The sequence below is a fragment of the Chamaesiphon sp. genome (genome assembly GCF_041738855.1).
Taxonomy (GTDB): domain Bacteria; phylum Cyanobacteriota; class Cyanobacteriia; order Cyanobacteriales; family Chamaesiphonaceae; genus Chamaesiphon.
Map to the genome: position 1 here is coordinate 1 of NZ_JBGSPA010000005.1, position 16717 is coordinate 16717.

General features: G+C 45.1%; 12 protein-coding genes and 1 pseudogene. All 13 read left to right on the top strand.

Annotation, left to right across the window (positions count from 1 at the left end):
• The first annotated feature begins 146 nt into the window (after window positions 1-146).
• Window positions 147-413: a hypothetical protein gene (locus ACEW9I_RS00790; protein ID WP_373538475.1), complete on the top strand. Its 267-nt coding sequence runs from the start codon at window positions 147-149 to the stop codon at window positions 411-413.
• A 90-nt stretch (window positions 414-503) separates the two neighbouring features.
• Entirely contained in the window at window positions 504-842 is a 339-nt protein-coding gene (locus tag ACEW9I_RS00795) for a hypothetical protein (RefSeq protein WP_373538476.1), read from the top strand.
• A complete protein-coding gene (locus ACEW9I_RS00800) occupies window positions 793-3558 on the top strand; it encodes a hypothetical protein (protein ID WP_373538477.1) in 2766 nt (921 codons plus the stop codon). Before ACEW9I_RS00795 ends, ACEW9I_RS00800 begins: the two co-directional genes overlap by 50 nt.
• A gap of 8 nt (window positions 3559-3566) precedes the next feature.
• Window positions 3567-4757 (top strand): hypothetical protein, encoded by a 1191-nt coding sequence (locus tag ACEW9I_RS00805; protein WP_373538478.1) that lies wholly within the window; start codon window positions 3567-3569, stop codon window positions 4755-4757.
• A 72-nt stretch (window positions 4758-4829) separates the two neighbouring features.
• Window positions 4830-6164 (top strand): hypothetical protein, encoded by a 1335-nt coding sequence (locus ACEW9I_RS00810; protein WP_373538479.1) that lies wholly within the window; start codon window positions 4830-4832, stop codon window positions 6162-6164.
• A gap of 47 nt (window positions 6165-6211) precedes the next feature.
• Window positions 6212-7081 (top strand): hypothetical protein, encoded by an 870-nt coding sequence (locus ACEW9I_RS00815; RefSeq protein ID WP_373538480.1) that lies wholly within the window; start codon window positions 6212-6214, stop codon window positions 7079-7081.
• 8 nt (window positions 7082-7089) lie between these two features.
• Complete coding sequence (locus tag ACEW9I_RS00820; protein WP_373538481.1) at window positions 7090-8991, top strand: hypothetical protein; 1902 nt, start codon at window positions 7090-7092, stop codon at window positions 8989-8991.
• Window positions 8992-8996: 5 nt separating this feature from the next.
• Complete coding sequence (locus ACEW9I_RS00825) at window positions 8997-9740, top strand: hypothetical protein (protein ID WP_373538482.1); 744 nt, start codon at window positions 8997-8999, stop codon at window positions 9738-9740.
• Between the two features lie 251 nt (window positions 9741-9991).
• Entirely contained in the window at window positions 9992-11104 is a 1113-nt protein-coding gene (locus tag ACEW9I_RS00830) for a hypothetical protein (RefSeq protein ID WP_373538483.1), read from the top strand.
• The gene (locus tag ACEW9I_RS00835; RefSeq protein ID WP_373538484.1) at window positions 11104-13233 is read left to right on the top strand and encodes a type IV secretory system conjugative DNA transfer family protein; all 2130 of its coding nucleotides are present in this window, start codon (window positions 11104-11106) and stop codon (window positions 13231-13233) included. The genes ACEW9I_RS00830 and ACEW9I_RS00835 overlap by 1 nt, the downstream gene beginning before the upstream one ends.
• Window positions 13234-13382: 149 nt before the next feature.
• Window positions 13383-14054, top strand: a complete 672-nt coding sequence (locus ACEW9I_RS00840; protein WP_373538485.1) for a hypothetical protein — start codon at window positions 13383-13385, stop codon at window positions 14052-14054.
• 49 nt (window positions 14055-14103) lie between these two features.
• Complete coding sequence (locus ACEW9I_RS00845; RefSeq protein ID WP_373538486.1) at window positions 14104-15897, top strand: hypothetical protein; 1794 nt, start codon at window positions 14104-14106, stop codon at window positions 15895-15897.
• Between the two features lie 70 nt (window positions 15898-15967).
• Window positions 15968-16717: pseudogene (locus ACEW9I_RS00850) on the top strand (hypothetical protein); the annotation flags it as partial.

Sequence of the window (16717 nt, forward strand, 5' to 3'; positions counted from 1 at the left end):
ATGACCGCTAATTATCAACAAGCAGAGCTTATTGATAATAATTTATGAAACACTTAGTTTTTGAGGATTGGTAGTGATTGGCTCAAACACAGTCAGGTAATTGATTTGATGATGAGGCTAGCCTCATCGAACTCAGGTTCAAAGCAATGGTCACTGGGACTGCGGTGAGTACGGCTGCTGGTACGGCGGCGACAAGTACTGGTACGGCAGCTACTGGTGCTACTGCGATTATCGACAATATGATTATTGTTTTCCGAATACTGTTTTTTACTGGCTTCATGTGGGCGTTATACAGAGCATACGACAAATATACTCAACAAGCTGAGTTGTTGGATGTAATCCAGACACCAATTGTATTGCTTGTAGTAGTCGGGATCATTGATGCTGCCGCACTGATGTTTCTCGGTGCCTAAGCTACGGAGCAATCGTTCAAATCGATCCAACGATTGTTAGATTGATTTCACCGATCGGATTTAGTTAAATTTCAGCTTTGTAAATATGTCGTGCCTATTAAAGTAAATCGGATTTTATCAAAAAAGCGAAATATTGCTGGCATTCCTGCGGATGTAATGATTCCAGCTCTTTTGCTAGACATTTTAGCAGCGATATTTGGATGTGTAACCTTTAACCTTCCTTGGATGCCGACCGCCGTAGTTTGCTTGGCAATCAATGTCGCCTGGGCAATTTTAGTTGCTAGAGGAGTTTGGAGATTTCTCGGTACCTTCCATCATCCATATCGTTACTACCGCGCAAATATTCGCTACAAGCCCTTCCTGCAATCCCTTCAAGATTATGACAATCGCCCCCAGAAAGCCCAACAAGCCCAGAGAAAACGTCGCTAAAGTAGCGAAAAACAAGGTTTCTCACAAAGTTTTACCGCGTAAGGATCGGCTTTTGCCTGGTGGCAAACCTGAAAAAGTGGTGCCGATCGAGAATGAGTTCGATCTAATCTGTCACATTCAATTTGAAGCAGAAGGGCGCAAATTTGGTGCGTATTTATTGTCTTGGGCTGAAACTAAATATCGAGCAGTTTTCGGTTTCGATTGCGATGGCATTCATCCGAACTTGCCCGACGCACAGCTAGACTCAACGTTCTATGGGACTAGTAACGGATTTAAGGATTTACCCGAAGGTGAGTTGTTAACATTTCATGCTAAGTCTTTTGTTGAAGATAGCGATCGTCGCAACTACTTGATTAAGTTAATTAACAGCACTACTAACGCAATCCTCAAGTATATCGCCACGACCGAACTCAAGCGATTAGAAATTCTGAGCGCGAAGGGGTTGCGGAAGCAGAAGAGTTTGCGGGTATTTGCCACATTTACTTACGATCCCGATGCTGATGTTAAAGACGATCGGGTAGAGAAAATCACTAAGGGGTTACTGAAAAATCTCGGTAATTTCTCCGGGGCAGAAAAGATTAGGAAGTCTCAAGAGTTTTTCGCATTCCTTGAAGCCAGCTTTAATGCCTTCTTGCTCTGGGAACAGATTTTTGTCAACAAGATGGGTTTGACTGTCAGACCTCTACAAGCACAGGAATTATGGGCGGATTTGTGGGCAAGATTCAATATCAAGCCATGTATTCCCGTTCCACAGAAATTGATTTTCGATCGTGAGTCGATTAAAGAGGAAATTACTTCAGATATTCATGCTTTGTCATTGCTAATCAACAGCGAGGAATCTTTACCAACGGCTGATTACCGTTGGGTGCGCGTCAAGAAAAGATTTACCGCAGTCATGGCAATGCTCGATCGTCCAGATGGATGGGAAGACGAGCGCGACTGCCTCAACTATTTCTGGAGTAAACTCAGCCAAGATTTGGTGAATGACATTGAAATTATCACGCAGTTATCCAAAGTCGATCAAACGATCGTTCGCTCTCAGCTTAAAGATGTCACCAAAGAGCAAATCTTCCGGGCGGGTAAAGCTGCTGAAGATGGAGATGTAGGGGTAGCTGCGACGATCGATCTCCAAGAAGCAATTGACGCTCGTGCAACCTTACACCGAGGCGATGTCGCGCTCTCTTGTTCGACAGTCTTCTTAGTTCACCGCGACTCATTAGACAAGTTAGATCGCGCCTGTAACTATTTAGAAAGCTTATTTCTCTATCCCGCGAACCTCAATCGCGAAACCACTTATACATGGAAGACTTGGGCGCAGACATTTCCAGTCACTTGGACTCCGCTGCTCAAATTTCCCTACAACCGTCTGGGCAGGATTTTCAGCGAATACGTCCTGGGGACGATTCCGTTATCTCAGGTATCGACTGTCGATAAATCGGGGTTTGAATTTATCTCTCATGATGGTGGCGTACCGATCGCTCTCGACATGATTAACAGCCAGCACCACATGATATTGCTAGCTACTCAACGAGTGGGTAAATCCGTCCTATTGACTAGCATGACCAACGACTTCCTGCTTAACGATGTTCCTGTATCAATCATCGATTACCCACCGACTGAGGATGCTAGCACGTTCAAGGATTACACCATCCTGCTGGGGGAAGCCTACTTCGACGTGGGTAAAGAAGCGAGTAATCTGTTTGAGTTACCAAATATCAACCATCTATCCCAGGAGCAGCAAGATAGTCGCCACTTAGACTATGAGGACTTCTTGCTCGAAATTCTCTATTCAATGGTGATGGGAACCACCGCTCAAAATACCAGCGTTAACGGCGATATCGTGCGCTCGATCCTGGCTTTAGTGATGGCGAAATTCTTTGGTGACTATGAGATCAAGAAGGCGATTCGCGAAGCCCGTAGTAATGGACTCGGATCGCCTGAATGGTTCAAGTATCCAACTCTCAAGCATTTTGTCGAGTTTTGCTCGCCGGAACGAATCGCCCTCAAACAGTCTCCAGAACAGATCGAGGCTCTAAATTTTGTCGTTACTAAATTACGTTACTGGCTGACTAGTAGGGTAGGCAAAGCCTTGTCGCGTCCCTCAACATTTTCAGCCGACAGCAAGTTATTTGTGATGGCAATGCGCGGGGTAAATAACGCTGAGGATGCGGCGATCCTATCGATGTGTATGTTTGGGGCGGTGTTGCGACGAGCCTTTAGTAACGTTAAGTCTGTATTGATTGTGGATGAGGCGGCAATTTTACTCCAATTCCCAGCACTGGCAAATCAAGTTGGAAAGCTTTGTGCCAACGGAGGTAAATCAGGAATCAGCGTAATTCTCGCGGCTCAAGAACCAGGCTCGATCGCAAATTGCGCGGATGGCGATCGAATTTTAGGTAACTGCAATATTAAATTAGTTGGGCGGATTCAGCCGGAGGTCAGGGAGGCATTTCGGGACATTCTCTTCATTCCCGAAGAAATTCTTAGCCCCACAATGACTGATTCATTCAAGCCAAACAAAGCATTGGGATACTCGAACTGGCTCTTACTCGACGGACGCAGTTACACCCGCGTCCGCGCTTATGCCAGTGCGGGTAGCTTGGCAGCAGTCGTTAACAATACGCTTGAAGTCAAACGACGACAAGAGTTAATGGCTGCGGCTGAGAATCCGATTCTAGGGCTGCATCAATATGCTACGGAATTATTACCTACCTAACAATTGCTATGAAATTAAAGTTACTCAGTGCGGTTTCGATTGCGTGGATGATTTTATCATCTACATCTCACGCTCAGGCAGCTACGATTGGGGGTACGCTAGCTCCGATCGATCCGCTGACAGGGCTTCCCGCAACTACGGCTATCGATGGATCTGTTGGTGCTAGTCCCACTGTTGGTACGACTCCAATTTTTCCGAGTGGGGCAATCTTAACTGGATCTAGTGGAAATTCTTACACTGTCGGCGCAAACGGGAGTATTGTCCCAATTGGAACGGGACTAGCACTGCCAGCATTGCCGTCATTCGCAGTCAGTACCAATAATCCTAATGCTTTTACTTCAGCAGGTTTTACCGTTACACCATCCGCTGGCTACACTCCGATCGTCTTTGCCAATCCTTTGGCTCCATGTATTGCGAACCCCGGCAGTTGTGCTGCAAATCCACAAACTATATTTGCATCTTTTGGTAATATCACTTCAACCTTGCAGGCATCGGCTCAAGCAATTTCACAGCAATATATGGCTTCCGCTCAACAAGCGGGTACTGATTGGGCAGTTAAGACAGCAACGGCACAGTTTCAGTCGATGTTTCCTGGGTTGGCTGGGTTGGCTGGGTTATTCGGTGGCACAACTCCAACCGCTCCGCCAGCATCCTCTACAGCAGCAGAACGTTCGATCGTCTCACCATCGAGTCCAGCTAACGTCGCCGCTTTAATCCAAAAAAATAACGATGCGGCTAAGGCTCGACAAGCGGCTCAAATTGTTGTGGATAGTAATAATTCGCCGAATGTTTCATTTTCGAGTGGTTCTAATCCCACTACTGAAAACGGCACGATCGTAGCTAGTACTTTCCTCGGTAAGGACGCAACAAACGAAAATGGAGTGATGCTTTCTGACTCTAATAATGTAGTTAAAAATTCAGATAAACTCGCGCAAACTTCCGAGGATGATTCTTTAACTGCACTTCAAAGCTTGAAAGCTGTAATGACAGGCAGCGTTCATCAGAATGATGCGATTTTGAACAACACAAGTAAGCAGGGTATCGTTCAAGCGCAGTTATTACAGCAAACATCTGAAAGTCAAGATCTTCAACGAAAAATCGCCCTTGGTGAAGCAGATGCCAATATCGCCTATGGAAAACGCAATGTTTATCTTGATGCTTATATCGGTGGAATTTCTAGAGTGAAAGCACAACCATAACTTACAAGAGTAAAGCAGAAATAATTGATATTTTTGCTTTACTCGCATTTAAAACTTTAACGATTTTTAAAGATGTATTTAACTTCATTTATAGCTGCTAATTCATATCTTTTTGCTGCTGCAAGTCCTCCAAGTAGTGCTGCAAATGGTGGCATAGCTTCAGCCGCCGCAGATGCAGCGAAGGATGCTGCTGATTCTACCAATGCGATGTGGGCGGTTCTTTATAACAGCAGCGGTATCTTTGGTCGAATTGCGGGATTTAGTATTAGTCTGGCATTTATTTTTCTAGCTTGGCGATGCTACAAGCTCTATGAAGAGTACTCATTAAACGCCGAAATGCAACCTTGGCATGTTATTCAGAAGTTAATGATGCCATTATTATTCATCATTTTACTATCTCAAAGTGGTGGCCCAGCTAAGAAAGCGACTTATGCACTTAGAGGTTTGACTCAGGGCTTTGGCATCACCATCATTCAAAATGTGGGTGCGGACATGCAGGCAGATTCTGCCGCATCACAAGCGGCGGGGATTACCAATACACCACTCGACCCAAATAGTAATTCTGCAACAGGACAATCAGCCGTCAAGCAATTTTTAGCATCTCTCAATCTATGTCGGCTCAAGCCCAATACGACAAATGCTCAGGGTGGTCAGTCAGCTCAACTTACTTGTGCGGCAACTGCGGCAGCTACATTAGCACAAACTATCAACGATGCTAATGTTACAGATCCGGCAATCGTTCAATATTCACAAGCAATGGTATCTCAAATCGCACAGCAGCAAGCTGCGGCAAGCGGTGCTGGAGTTAATGGCAATAACGCTGGCGGTAACGTGCTAGATGGTCTAATAAACACTGCGATCGGCGTTGGGAGTGCTATTTCAGATCCTGGAGCAGCTTTTGCAAAAATGGGGGACGAACTAATTTCTTTGGTTCTCAAGTGCATCACGATTATGTTTTACTGGGCACTCGAACTTGCGGCGATTTTGTCATTTTATTTATTACCCCTAGCTCTAGCAATGGGAGTAGCTGATGAAAAAGCGATGGTGGATTGGTTTTCACAGTTCTGGGCACTATGCAATGCCAAGATTTGTTTTGCCATCGTGTTAGCTTTAATTGCCACTATTGCAGGCAGATTGGGGGGATTGGGTTATGTACTCGCCATGCTATCTGCGATATTTGCACCATTCATCACCTTTATCTTTGCTAAAGGCTCGATGGTTGCCGTTGCTGAAGGATTGGCGACAGCTCCAATTAGTGGCGCAGGAGCAGCAGCGGGAGGTGCAGCAGGCGGCATCGGGAAAGCAGCTAAAGCAGGGATTGCAGCTAAAGCAGGGGGTACGAGCGATGGAGCGAAAATAGCTGGAGCCATTGGGGGTAAAGCTAAGGCACTTTTTAGTAAAAAATAAACTCTAAAATTATTTTAATTTTAATTACTAAATAACTATCTAAATTCATGTCTGACTCATTTCACGAACTTAAATCTTTAACTAAGATCCGTCCGCATTCTCAAGCGACGGAGAATAATCGCTTTGCATTATTTGTTTTAGTTACATGCGGATTATCAATTTTCAATACACTCTTATTGGTAATTAACGCCTTTAGCACGAATAATATTGCCAATCGTCCGTTACCGACGATGGTACAGACTATTAACGGGAAAACGATTCAAGTTACAGCATTTGAAGCTAAAAATCGATCGCCTCAGTTTATTAAAGATTTCACGGCGATGACTTTAACCAAGTTATTTACTTGGAGTAGATATTTGCCACCCTCGACTACGGAAGATATGCGCCGACCCAAGATCGATCCTGGTACCCCGATCGAATCTAAATCAGCCAAAGGCTTAGTACCAACTACTGTTTGGGCAGGAAGTTTCGCTTTATCAGACAAGTTTAGAGAAGAATTTTTAGGCGAGACGATCGCACCATTGCTTACCAAGTTAGGCGTTTTACAAGGTCAGTCGGAAGTGACGATCTCGATTTTGGACTTGCAAGATCCGATCGAAGTCAAAGGCAATGCTGACGAACGACTTTGGAAAGTTAAAGTCGTGGCAAATCTAATTTTACGTTCGGCAGCAAACGTACCAGAGAAAACGATTCCGTTCAATAAAATCATCTATGTCAGGGCCATCTATCCAGCGGCTCTCGCTCAAACGACTACTCCTGGAGATTTAGCTCAAGTGGTGGCAATGGCGCAATCATCTGGACTACAAATCTATGCGATCGAGGGATATCAAACAGATGATATCAAGCCACCTGTGTCCCAGCCATCAACAGGATTTGCTCCGGCTCCTTCTACCAACGTTAATCCTACAACTCCTTAAAAATAGTCATGCAAGCAAAATTCAACTCAGAAAATCCTCACTTAGACAATGAATTTCTTAGCGAGTTAGTTGGTACCGATTCAGATCTTTCCGGTACTAGCGAACATCCGCACGGTTCTCCCGCCGAGCCTGAAGGTGACATTGAGGAACAGCGCAGTACAATCCCCTTCTACAAGCAAGGTGGTGTTAAATCCGCCCTGATCTTGGGATTATCGGCAATTCCAATCGGTGGACTCGGATATATGATGTTCGGCAATAGTGGGCAAAAGAGTCCGATAGTAGCTGCTAACCCCAATCCCGAACCTACAGCTCCGAAAGCCGATTTTGCACCCGATCCGCGTTTTGCCACCATGCAGAACAAATTAGCGATGCAAGAGCAGACGCGAGGGCTTGAAGATGCAGCTAAAGCTCAAGAAGCCGAGCGGATCGCCAAAGCTACCGCAGATGCAAAAGCCGCCGCAGCAACACCCAATTCACAGGCTACCCCAGTTACACCCGTTACTCGCAGATCTGCCCCACCAACAAATGTAGAACCGCCAGCAAGAAGCATCCCGCCAATCGCTCCAGTCACCAAGCCTATTCCTGTTGCACCTGCGATTACTCCCGTTTCTCAGCCGCGAGTTGCAAAAGAGCCAAAGGCGAAATCTCCAGTAGTAGCCGTCAAGCCTCAGCCTGTGGCGTTTAAACCTCAGCCTGTAGCTAAAACCGCGCCTCAACCTAGATCGAATGCTCAAGTGGCAATCGTTAAACCCCAGCCCGATCCCGCGACTGGGGCAATCGTTCCTAAAGTTCAAGTATCCTGGCAAGAGGCTACCGATAATGCTATTGGAGTTTATGGGGAGAAGGCGGTGTCAAAAACCGTCGCACAGTCTACACCAGAACCCGTCCAACAATCTGTCGGGCAACCCGTTCGACAACCGATTCAACAACAAACTATTTTTCAACCCATTCCACAGCCAGTTACGCAACCTGTCACCTCGCAGATTTACCAACAACCAGTAGTGCAATCGGATGGACAACCATCGTTCAAACCAGTTGGTCAATCATCTCCACAACAACTCCCGCAGCTCAACCAGCCATTGATTCAACAACCTATGCGACAACTCGTGCCACAAGCTAGCACGATTAAGAACGCACCAGCCAACTATGTAGCTTCGATCGATCCGAGGTCATATTCAGAAGCTCTCCCCCAACCTGCGATCGAGTCAGTTTCTGAACCCGTCGTCCAGCCAATTTCTCAATATTCTAGAGAAAAAGATGATTACAAAGACAATACAACTTTTACGGTGGCGCAGGCGGTTGTAATACCAGGTCAGAACAGGATGGTATCGCTGATCTCGCCGATGCAAATCATCCCTGGTGAAACCGGACAAGAAATTTTATTGCAACTAGAACAGGGTTTTGCTGATACCAACGGCGGGGTTCCCATTCCTGATGGCACGAGAATTATTGCGACGGTGACAGTGGCATCAAATGGACTGATGCGAATCGTCTCAGCCATAGCAATCGTTAATGGTGAAAATATTCCCATCGATGCGGGGAGCTTAATTCTCAGTGGCACCGATAATAGTCCCGTCATCGCACAATACAAGCAGTTCGACCAGGGCGAAATCGGTCGGCGGGATTTGCAGACGTTTTTAGCAGGGGCGGCTTCTGGGCTTGGGAAAGTTCTAACTCAACCAAATACATCGGTGCAAGTTTCGACCAATGGGACGGCTGTTGTTAGTAGTACTAGCAATCCCAATATTTTAGGTGGAGTTCTAGACGGCGGTGCAACGCCGATCCTTGAGGCTTGGGCAAAACGTAATGAAACTGAGATTAAGCGTTTGGAGAGTGCATCCAGGCTCTGGTATCTGCCAATGGGATACAAAATGACGATCGTTGCGGTTAAGCCGTTTGCAGTGAGGTGAGGAGAATGTTGAGGAAATCTTTAGGATTGCCATTAGTATTAGTTTCGACTTTTTTAGCAGGATCTCCTAGTCTAGCTAGTCAGCCGATCGTTCGGGAAGTATCCACGCCAATGAATGGCGTATTGGTTGTAAATATCATCCCTGGAGTGGGTGTTAACCTGAACTTTGAAGGAGCTGGGGAATATATTCAAACAATGATTGCAGACAATCGCTCCTTTGTTGGAATCAAGGCGGAAGGTTGTCTTGCAGCACAAGAAGGTTGTCAAGATCCGGCAAATTTAGTGCATTTAACTCTAATTGACAAACTTCAATTACCTGGAGTAATTAAAGTTAACTCAATTGCAACTCAATCGGTACTAACGATTAGGACTAGAGATCGAGCGAATAACCGCCGAACGTATATTTTTAGCTTGCGTCAAGGCAGACCTAGAGATGTAGCGATCGCCCAAATTAATTTCATTAAAGCTGCACCTCCCCCTCGATATTACGATCCGATTGCCGCCAGAAATGCCGAGGAACTGCGCCAGAAAGAGAATTCTATTCGGTTAAAGATTTTAACTTCTAAGCTCTTTAAAGGTTTGAAAGTTGCTATCGATCGCAATGAAATTCCTGGCTACGACAGGCGGGGCGGCAATCCAATCGATCGGTTTATCCTTGACGTTCATGGGGGAATGCCGTTACTTACTGCCGCAAGCAAGCATCGAATCGATTTGAATTTAGTATCTAAACTGATTCTGTTAGGCTCTTGATTCTCTTCGCTCAAATTACAACAACCCGATCACCAGTTTAAATTATCATGAAAAGTCTCGATTGTCTTGTTAAGTCTACTTTAGATTTTTATCGCTCTCGTCAATTCAATCAGTTTTGTAAATTTGTATTCTTTGCTTTTTATGCTACTGGGTTGGTATTTTTCTTGATCGACTCCACTCAGTTTTGGACTAACTGGAGCAATTTCCTGAACTAACCTCATTCGGCTTTAGAATACTTGGAGTAATTTACAATGGCAAGATTCAAATTTCAACATTCAATTTTACCGATCGTGGGCGTTTGTTTGAGCCTAAATATTCATCCCGTACACGCGGAAACTCAAACGATCGAGGAAACACTCGGTAACTCGACCATTGGTTCGATGCCAGCCTATCCTAATTCAATGAAGGTTAATGTTCCACCTGAAGCTCAAGGCTCGATGGGTGGGATGACTTCAATTAATTGTCCTGCTAGGGTAGCTCCAGCATCTTGTGTTCCAATGTCCGTATGGAATACTACTTTTGCAGCAGGTGAATTGACCCCAGCTCAGATTGCAGCTAAAAATGGTACGAGGGTTGACTCTAATAGCAGTTTGGCTACAGCGACTCCGTGGTTGAGTCGGCTTAAAGTTAGCGATATTGCTGCAACTCCAGGGATGGCACAAATGCCTGTTACGGCTGCCGATGGTTCGCGGACGACAGTGGGTAATCTAGCTGCTAAAAATCCTAATGCAACGCTCGGAAGTGTTGCCGACTTACGTAAAACGAGTATCGCCCAATTCCCCCAAATTCAAAACATTCAGCTCAAGCAGTTTCCTGGGATTTCCAATTTAACGGCAAATACGATCCCTGGATTGAGTGAGGTACTTATCTCGCAAATGCCTGGGTTTTCATATCCAGTTGGGGTGGCGGCGATTCGGCTAGATTTGGTGCGGACGAACGAGCGGAATATCCAACACATGGTGATTTCCGATAACGGAGCGCATAAGTGCAAGACCAAATGCGATTATGGCGAGTTTCGATCGGTTTTGGGGATGCCCTATCTCAATGGAGCGCGGATTATTTCTGGGGATAGTCAATCCGTGCCTGGTGGCTATGGCGTACTTGCTTTGATGAATGGTGGGCGCGAACCTGCTGGAGTCGTCGTCGATATCGGTTCAGGGGGTGTGAAATTCATTCTGACTAACGTTAATGCCAAAAAAGGTACAGCACTGATTCACATGAATACGCGGGTATGTGCTTGGCTGGCTGGCTGCTCTCCCTATTTTATGCCCATACCCCTGTACTTGACTATTTCCGAACGTAATCGCGGCATTGCCATTCCGGTAGTTGGTGCCTCTATTTACCGTCAAGTGAGGATGCCATAATGACGAAATTTCACAACCCGCATTCAGTCAGTCATCAGCCAGTACCCCAGCAATTACCAACCCTCGCCCAAGCCAAGAGCTTCATTGTCTCGCCCTGGGGTTTAATATCGGGTTGTGGGTTAATTTTGCTCGTTGCCGCACTATGCAGTAAGAAACCGCAAGGCAAGTTAGGTAAAGCTTACTGGGGTGGAACTAAAGAGCGTAAAAACTCTCAAGCTAAGGGTCGCCTGCAAGTGGCTAACAGGTGGTCTAAGGTTGGCAAAACTTGCCTGTATATCAATCAACCACAAAGATCTCGATTGACTCATTATCTAGCGACGATTAGCAGCATTAAAAGAACCCTGAAACAACAGGGATTCAGCGATGCCGAGATCGCCCAGAAGATTCGACAGAGCCATAAAAACTTACCAAAGTTTCCTAACTTACTCCAACTCGATCGCACTGTATATTTTCCAGATTGTCAAGCTGGGACTGCGACATTTGGGGCGGCTGGCACGGGGAAATCTTACGGGGTACTCAATCCTTACCTGCGTTCGGCGATTGACCAAGGACTGTCGATCGTTCTCTACGATTTTAAATACTATGAACAGTCTAAGGAGATTGTCGGTTACGCCAAAGAGCATGGCTACAACATCCAGATTTTCGCGCCAAGTTTCCCCGAATCTTGCACCCTTAACTTACTCGATTTTATCGACGATTCCGGTCATGGGGTCGCTGCGGGAAATATGGCGGAAGTGATGCTCGAAAATCTCAAGGGTAGCGATAAAAGCGGTGGTGGAAATGAGTTCTTTACGGACGCGGGGGTGACGCTGGTTAAAGGTTTGTTCTTAGCAGCTAAATGGGTGGCAGAACAAGAAGGCAAACCGGAAATTGGCGATCTGATGACGGCTGCGGCAATCATCGCTCTGCCAAACCTCAGCAGTCGGCTCAAGTTTGCCAGCAAACGCCTAAATGTCTGGAATGACAAAGCTTTTAGTCAGCTAATCGGTATTGGTGGTGGCAAAAAAGAGACAAATGTTACTGAGGGTGGCATCATCGGTAACGCAGCTAAGGTCTTCCAGAAGTTCATCGAGCGAGATTTCGTTTCAGCTCTGTGCGGTAAGAGCGACTTCAATCCTGACATTGAAGGAAAAACACTCGTAATTGTAGGGCTAAACCAAGACTATCGGGCGATTCTCACACCGATTCTCGCAACGGCTCTTGACGTATTAATCTCGCGTAACGTTGCTCACTCGCGTCACCGAATAACTCCACTAGTTTGCTCGTTTGACGAAATTCCGTCTCTGAGATTACCTAAATTGGCTAATTGGTTGGCTGAATCACGGTCGGCGGGATTCGTCGGATTGCTCGGCCTCCAAAATAAAAGCCAACTTAACGAAACCTACGGTGAGGATCGGGCGAATACGATGATGGCTAATTGTGCTACCAAGCATTACCTAAATCCGCAGGATGTAGGTAGCGCAAAGGAATACTCAGAGTATTTAGGGGAGAAAGAGATCGTTTATTGGACTAAGAGTATTAACGGCGGCAGCGGACAAGGTGGCAACGCTACGGTATCGAGATCGGAGCAAAGGACACAAGTGCCATTAATGACTTCAGAGGAATTTTTGAAATTACCACAAGGTAAAGCTGTAACAATATCCCCTGGCTATAGCAACAAAAAGGAGGCATACATTCCGATCTTACACGATATTAAAATCTCTCAAGTAGAGATCGATAATAGTAAACGATCGGTCGGACATTGGGATAAGCTATTATCCAAAATTCAGTCGAGCAAACGACAATTGAGTAATGCCGAACACGCGGAAATTATGGTCGAGCGCAGGGCAATCGTCGAACGCCTTTTTCCCGAACCACCAGAGGGTAAATTGTTAGCAAAATTAGCTACGTTAGTTAATGTAGTACTTTATCCCGATGCACACGATAACCCTTCTCAATATCAACTGGCTGAAGAATCTAAGATCTTCAAAAATGACGATATTCTAATTTATCCAGAATGGTCGAGTAAGTCCGAGGAAGGTGCGGCGAAGTTTGATGCGTACAAAGCAAAAGACGATATCGATCGACTTTTGTTACTTTTAGATAGTCACGGAATTAAGTTCACTAAATCCCCTGATGATTCTAACTAGAGCTTTTCTTCTACTACAATTATCGATTCAGATCTAGAAGCAGATGATGAAACTTATGACGTAGAGATAGACACCGAGAAATCTCTAGTTTCTCCACTATAGTTTATCGATAGAACGTTATTTATATTATTTAATTTATGGAGCCAATCGTGACTTTAAAGACTAAGTATCCCAAACTAGACACACTCAGATTTCCCACCTTAGAAATTAATTATGTCGAGCGGTTCGTTTTTTGCGATTCCAGTACTGTCAGCATTCCACGTATTCGGGAATTAATGGAGCTGAGTATTGCGACAAATAAGCCATTTCATAATTTAGACTTTCACAAAGTTGAGATTTTCGATGAATACTCGATCGTCTCGGAGCGAGTACGCGGGGTAAGCAAAACAGTTTATAAAACTTCTTTAGATCGGGACTTTGAATACATTCTCACCTATATCGACGGCGAACTAGTTGAGGTTAACTCTCTCATAGCAGAGAAGGTTATTTTCCGCAATATGACTCCATGCACGTTTGCTTTTTGTGGCAGCGATTATCTAAAAACTACCCCGTTTTGGATCGATGTAGATGAAATTATCGGAGTAATGGAGCAAGAAGGAGAATTTTTACGAATAGAGCCAGAAGCTGTCGAGTACATCCGCCAGCATCCCGATCGTTTAGTACCTTATACAGTGGGCGATAATGGCATTATTGACATCCCCAAACAAAATCTTTTTCTAGCAAACTACACGCCAGAAATGTATGCAGAACTTGTCGGAAAATCGATCGAGCCAGTAGGAGTTAATTATCCGATGTACGATTTATTGTCACTTGAAGTTTAGATAAAAATTCGATCGGTTCAAACTAAACACCTTAAATATAGAGGAAATTATGGACGGAATTCAGGCTAGAGCACAATCAGCAGTTCAAGGCATGACAGCCAAGGAGATTTCTAATACTGCTGAAGATTTTGTAGAAGGTATCGGCAAGATTGGGGGGAATATTATTGGGGCGACTGTCGCGGCATTGTTGCCCAAAAAATCTAATGAAGAGGAACGAACATCAGCAGATATAGCAGCACAATTAAAACAGAAGGCAAAAGATTTAGATCGAGCTGGTAAGGATTTAATCGAACTGCCTACGAAGTCAGTGCAACTAACAATTGAGATTATCAAGTTATCCAAACAATTTGTTTTAGCGAAGAGCAAGGATTCTTTTAAAGACCTCAAATCTAGATTAAGCAATACACTTGGCTCGATCAAGCAATTTATGTTCGATCGGTCTAAGGGCCAAGTAAATATTGAGGAAGATGTTCGCGGTAGTAATGCAGAACAAGCCAAGAAACTAATCGATTTACTCAAGACTCCTGAAGGAGAAAATGCTCCTCATGATTTTCAGAACGTCACCATCGCTTCAGAGGGAGTGAAATTATTAGAAGTTAAAAACGGTAAGGTCGAGATGAATACCATTGTCGAACACATGGATTCAGCGGTAATCGAAGCCGCCATCAATCGCGATACCATCCCTGCGGTATTAAATCCCAATCTGGCAAAGATATCCAGCGACTCCCTGACAGGTCGCATTCTTGCCGAACAGCAATCCGAGGTTGTCAATGGCGATCTGATTGGAGAACTGCCAACTGCGGTAGTTTCAGAATCAGAAGAGGTAAACATAGCGCAATTTAATACTGAGATCGTCAACGATCCCCTAGCCAATAATCGGCAGCGGCTAGAACAACTGGCGCGGTTGCATGAGATCGGCAAAACGGACAAAAACAACCTTGTCGTAGGCAACGGTAAGAATCAGGTGACGATCTCAGCCACAGCAGATCTTGGCAATAGTAAAAAATATACAGTTGCTAGAGCTGGAGCGGAGCCATTTACCTTTATTGCCAATGAAGATAGTGAAGTTATCGTTCACGATGTTAATATCGAGTCGATCGACGATGTACTCGACTCTGCCGAACTAGGTTTTAACGGACAGTCTGGCAGCGAGTTTACTCCTAAAGCAAAGTTGTTATCTAAACCACTGCCACAATTAAGTAATTTAGTAAACGAAGTCAAAAACCTGCCAGAGGGACAAAAATCTTTCGAGTTTAGCGACAGGTCTTATCAGATTGTCAAAGATGCCGAGCAAACTACGATTGGCAATGAAAACGGCAAGTTAACGATCGATGCAAATGGCAAGGTATCTGCCACAGGAACGATTTTAACTGAGTTAACCGCTGGGGGTAAGAACTCTAATTCTACGCAAATCGTTGCTAAAATCCGAGCTGATGGTGATGAAGTGGAACGGCTGCTATCGATCGAGCGAGGAGCTGCAAACGAGGGCAATGTGGAACTTGCGACAGGGGTTGCCAAGCAAGCTAAAGCCGGATTTGCCCAGGTTCGTTCGTCTGTGGGCGAATTGAAAAATATTGCCCAGCGCGAAGTAGCTAAGGTTCCCACTGTAGTAGCGGCCGATGAAATTCTCGAAACTCAAAAGCAAGAATTATCTACAGCCAAAAAGGTTCGGGTTGAGAAAGTTGTCAGCTTATCCGATTTAAACGAGTTACCGGATGAGATTGAGAACAATCGCTCGAAGACGGGTTTGTTAGCGCAGTTAAATAACGATGCGGAGGCGACCAAGTTGGTAGAAGCTGACCGAGAGTTAGCAATTGCCGCTGAAGAATCGCTGCAACAATAGGTTGTCTTACCTAGCCTAAAGACTGAGTAACGATCGGAATCGAGAAGCATAAAACCACTATACACGTCCGATGAGTCTAGCCACCACCCTAACCAATCGTCCCCTAATAGGAATTGAGATTGGAGCGATCGAACAACAAAACAGTATTTTAAAATTACAAGTAGTCGCCGAACAAATGCAGCTACCCATTCAGTGTTGGAGTTCGATAGCTTCAGGATGGCACTCGATCGATCGGATTTTAGATGAATGGGCGGACGATCTCGATCTCGGATCTGAGATCTTACGCCACTTAGATCCACAATCTTTACAGTCGGGCATTTCAGTCTACATCGATCTATTTACCGCTATTGCCTCGCTCGATCGACCCTTACAAGTTCGAGCGCATCAGGCGATTCTCAACCTGTTCTTTCATCTCCAGCGCAGCAACGAGCGGCGGATCGTGTTTCTCGAAACAGGCGAGATTCCCCATCAGTTCGTCCAATCGATTTACAGCTACGATTTTCCTTTGCCTACGCCCGCAGAAGTAAGGGAGCTGATTGCGGGGGCACAACTGCCAGCAGATAATCCTAAATTTTTAAATATCTTGTCTGGCTTAACGTTAGAGGAAATTCGGATTGCCTTAAAACCAATTGAATTAGGTATGGATCTCGACACAGCAGCGGATCGATTACTGCACTATAAGTACGAGTTATTCGCTACTTACGGACTAGAATTTATTGGCGAAACGGCTACTAAAGATATCGGTGGCTTAGATATCGTCAAAGAGGCATTAGTCGGCGTACAAAAGTCATTTGCACCAGAAGCTCGTGCTTATAATATC

Coding starts and splice junctions, on each gene's coding strand:
- ACEW9I_RS00790 (WP_373538475.1), top strand. CDS start 147: ATGGTCACTGGGACTGCGGTGAGTACGGCTGCTGGTACGGCGGCGACA.
- ACEW9I_RS00805 (WP_373538478.1), top strand. CDS start 3,567: ATGAAATTAAAGTTACTCAGTGCGGTTTCGATTGCGTGGATGATTTTA.
- ACEW9I_RS00845 (WP_373538486.1), top strand. CDS start 14,104: ATGGACGGAATTCAGGCTAGAGCACAATCAGCAGTTCAAGGCATGACA.
- ACEW9I_RS00835 (WP_373538484.1), top strand. CDS start 11,104: ATGACGAAATTTCACAACCCGCATTCAGTCAGTCATCAGCCAGTACCC.
- ACEW9I_RS00800 (WP_373538477.1), top strand. CDS start 793: ATGACAATCGCCCCCAGAAAGCCCAACAAGCCCAGAGAAAACGTCGCT.
- ACEW9I_RS00830 (WP_373538483.1), top strand. CDS start 9,992: ATGGCAAGATTCAAATTTCAACATTCAATTTTACCGATCGTGGGCGTT.
- ACEW9I_RS00820 (WP_373538481.1), top strand. CDS start 7,090: ATGCAAGCAAAATTCAACTCAGAAAATCCTCACTTAGACAATGAATTT.
- ACEW9I_RS00810 (WP_373538479.1), top strand. CDS start 4,830: ATGTATTTAACTTCATTTATAGCTGCTAATTCATATCTTTTTGCTGCT.
- ACEW9I_RS00825 (WP_373538482.1), top strand. CDS start 8,997: ATGTTGAGGAAATCTTTAGGATTGCCATTAGTATTAGTTTCGACTTTT.
- ACEW9I_RS00815 (WP_373538480.1), top strand. CDS start 6,212: ATGTCTGACTCATTTCACGAACTTAAATCTTTAACTAAGATCCGTCCG.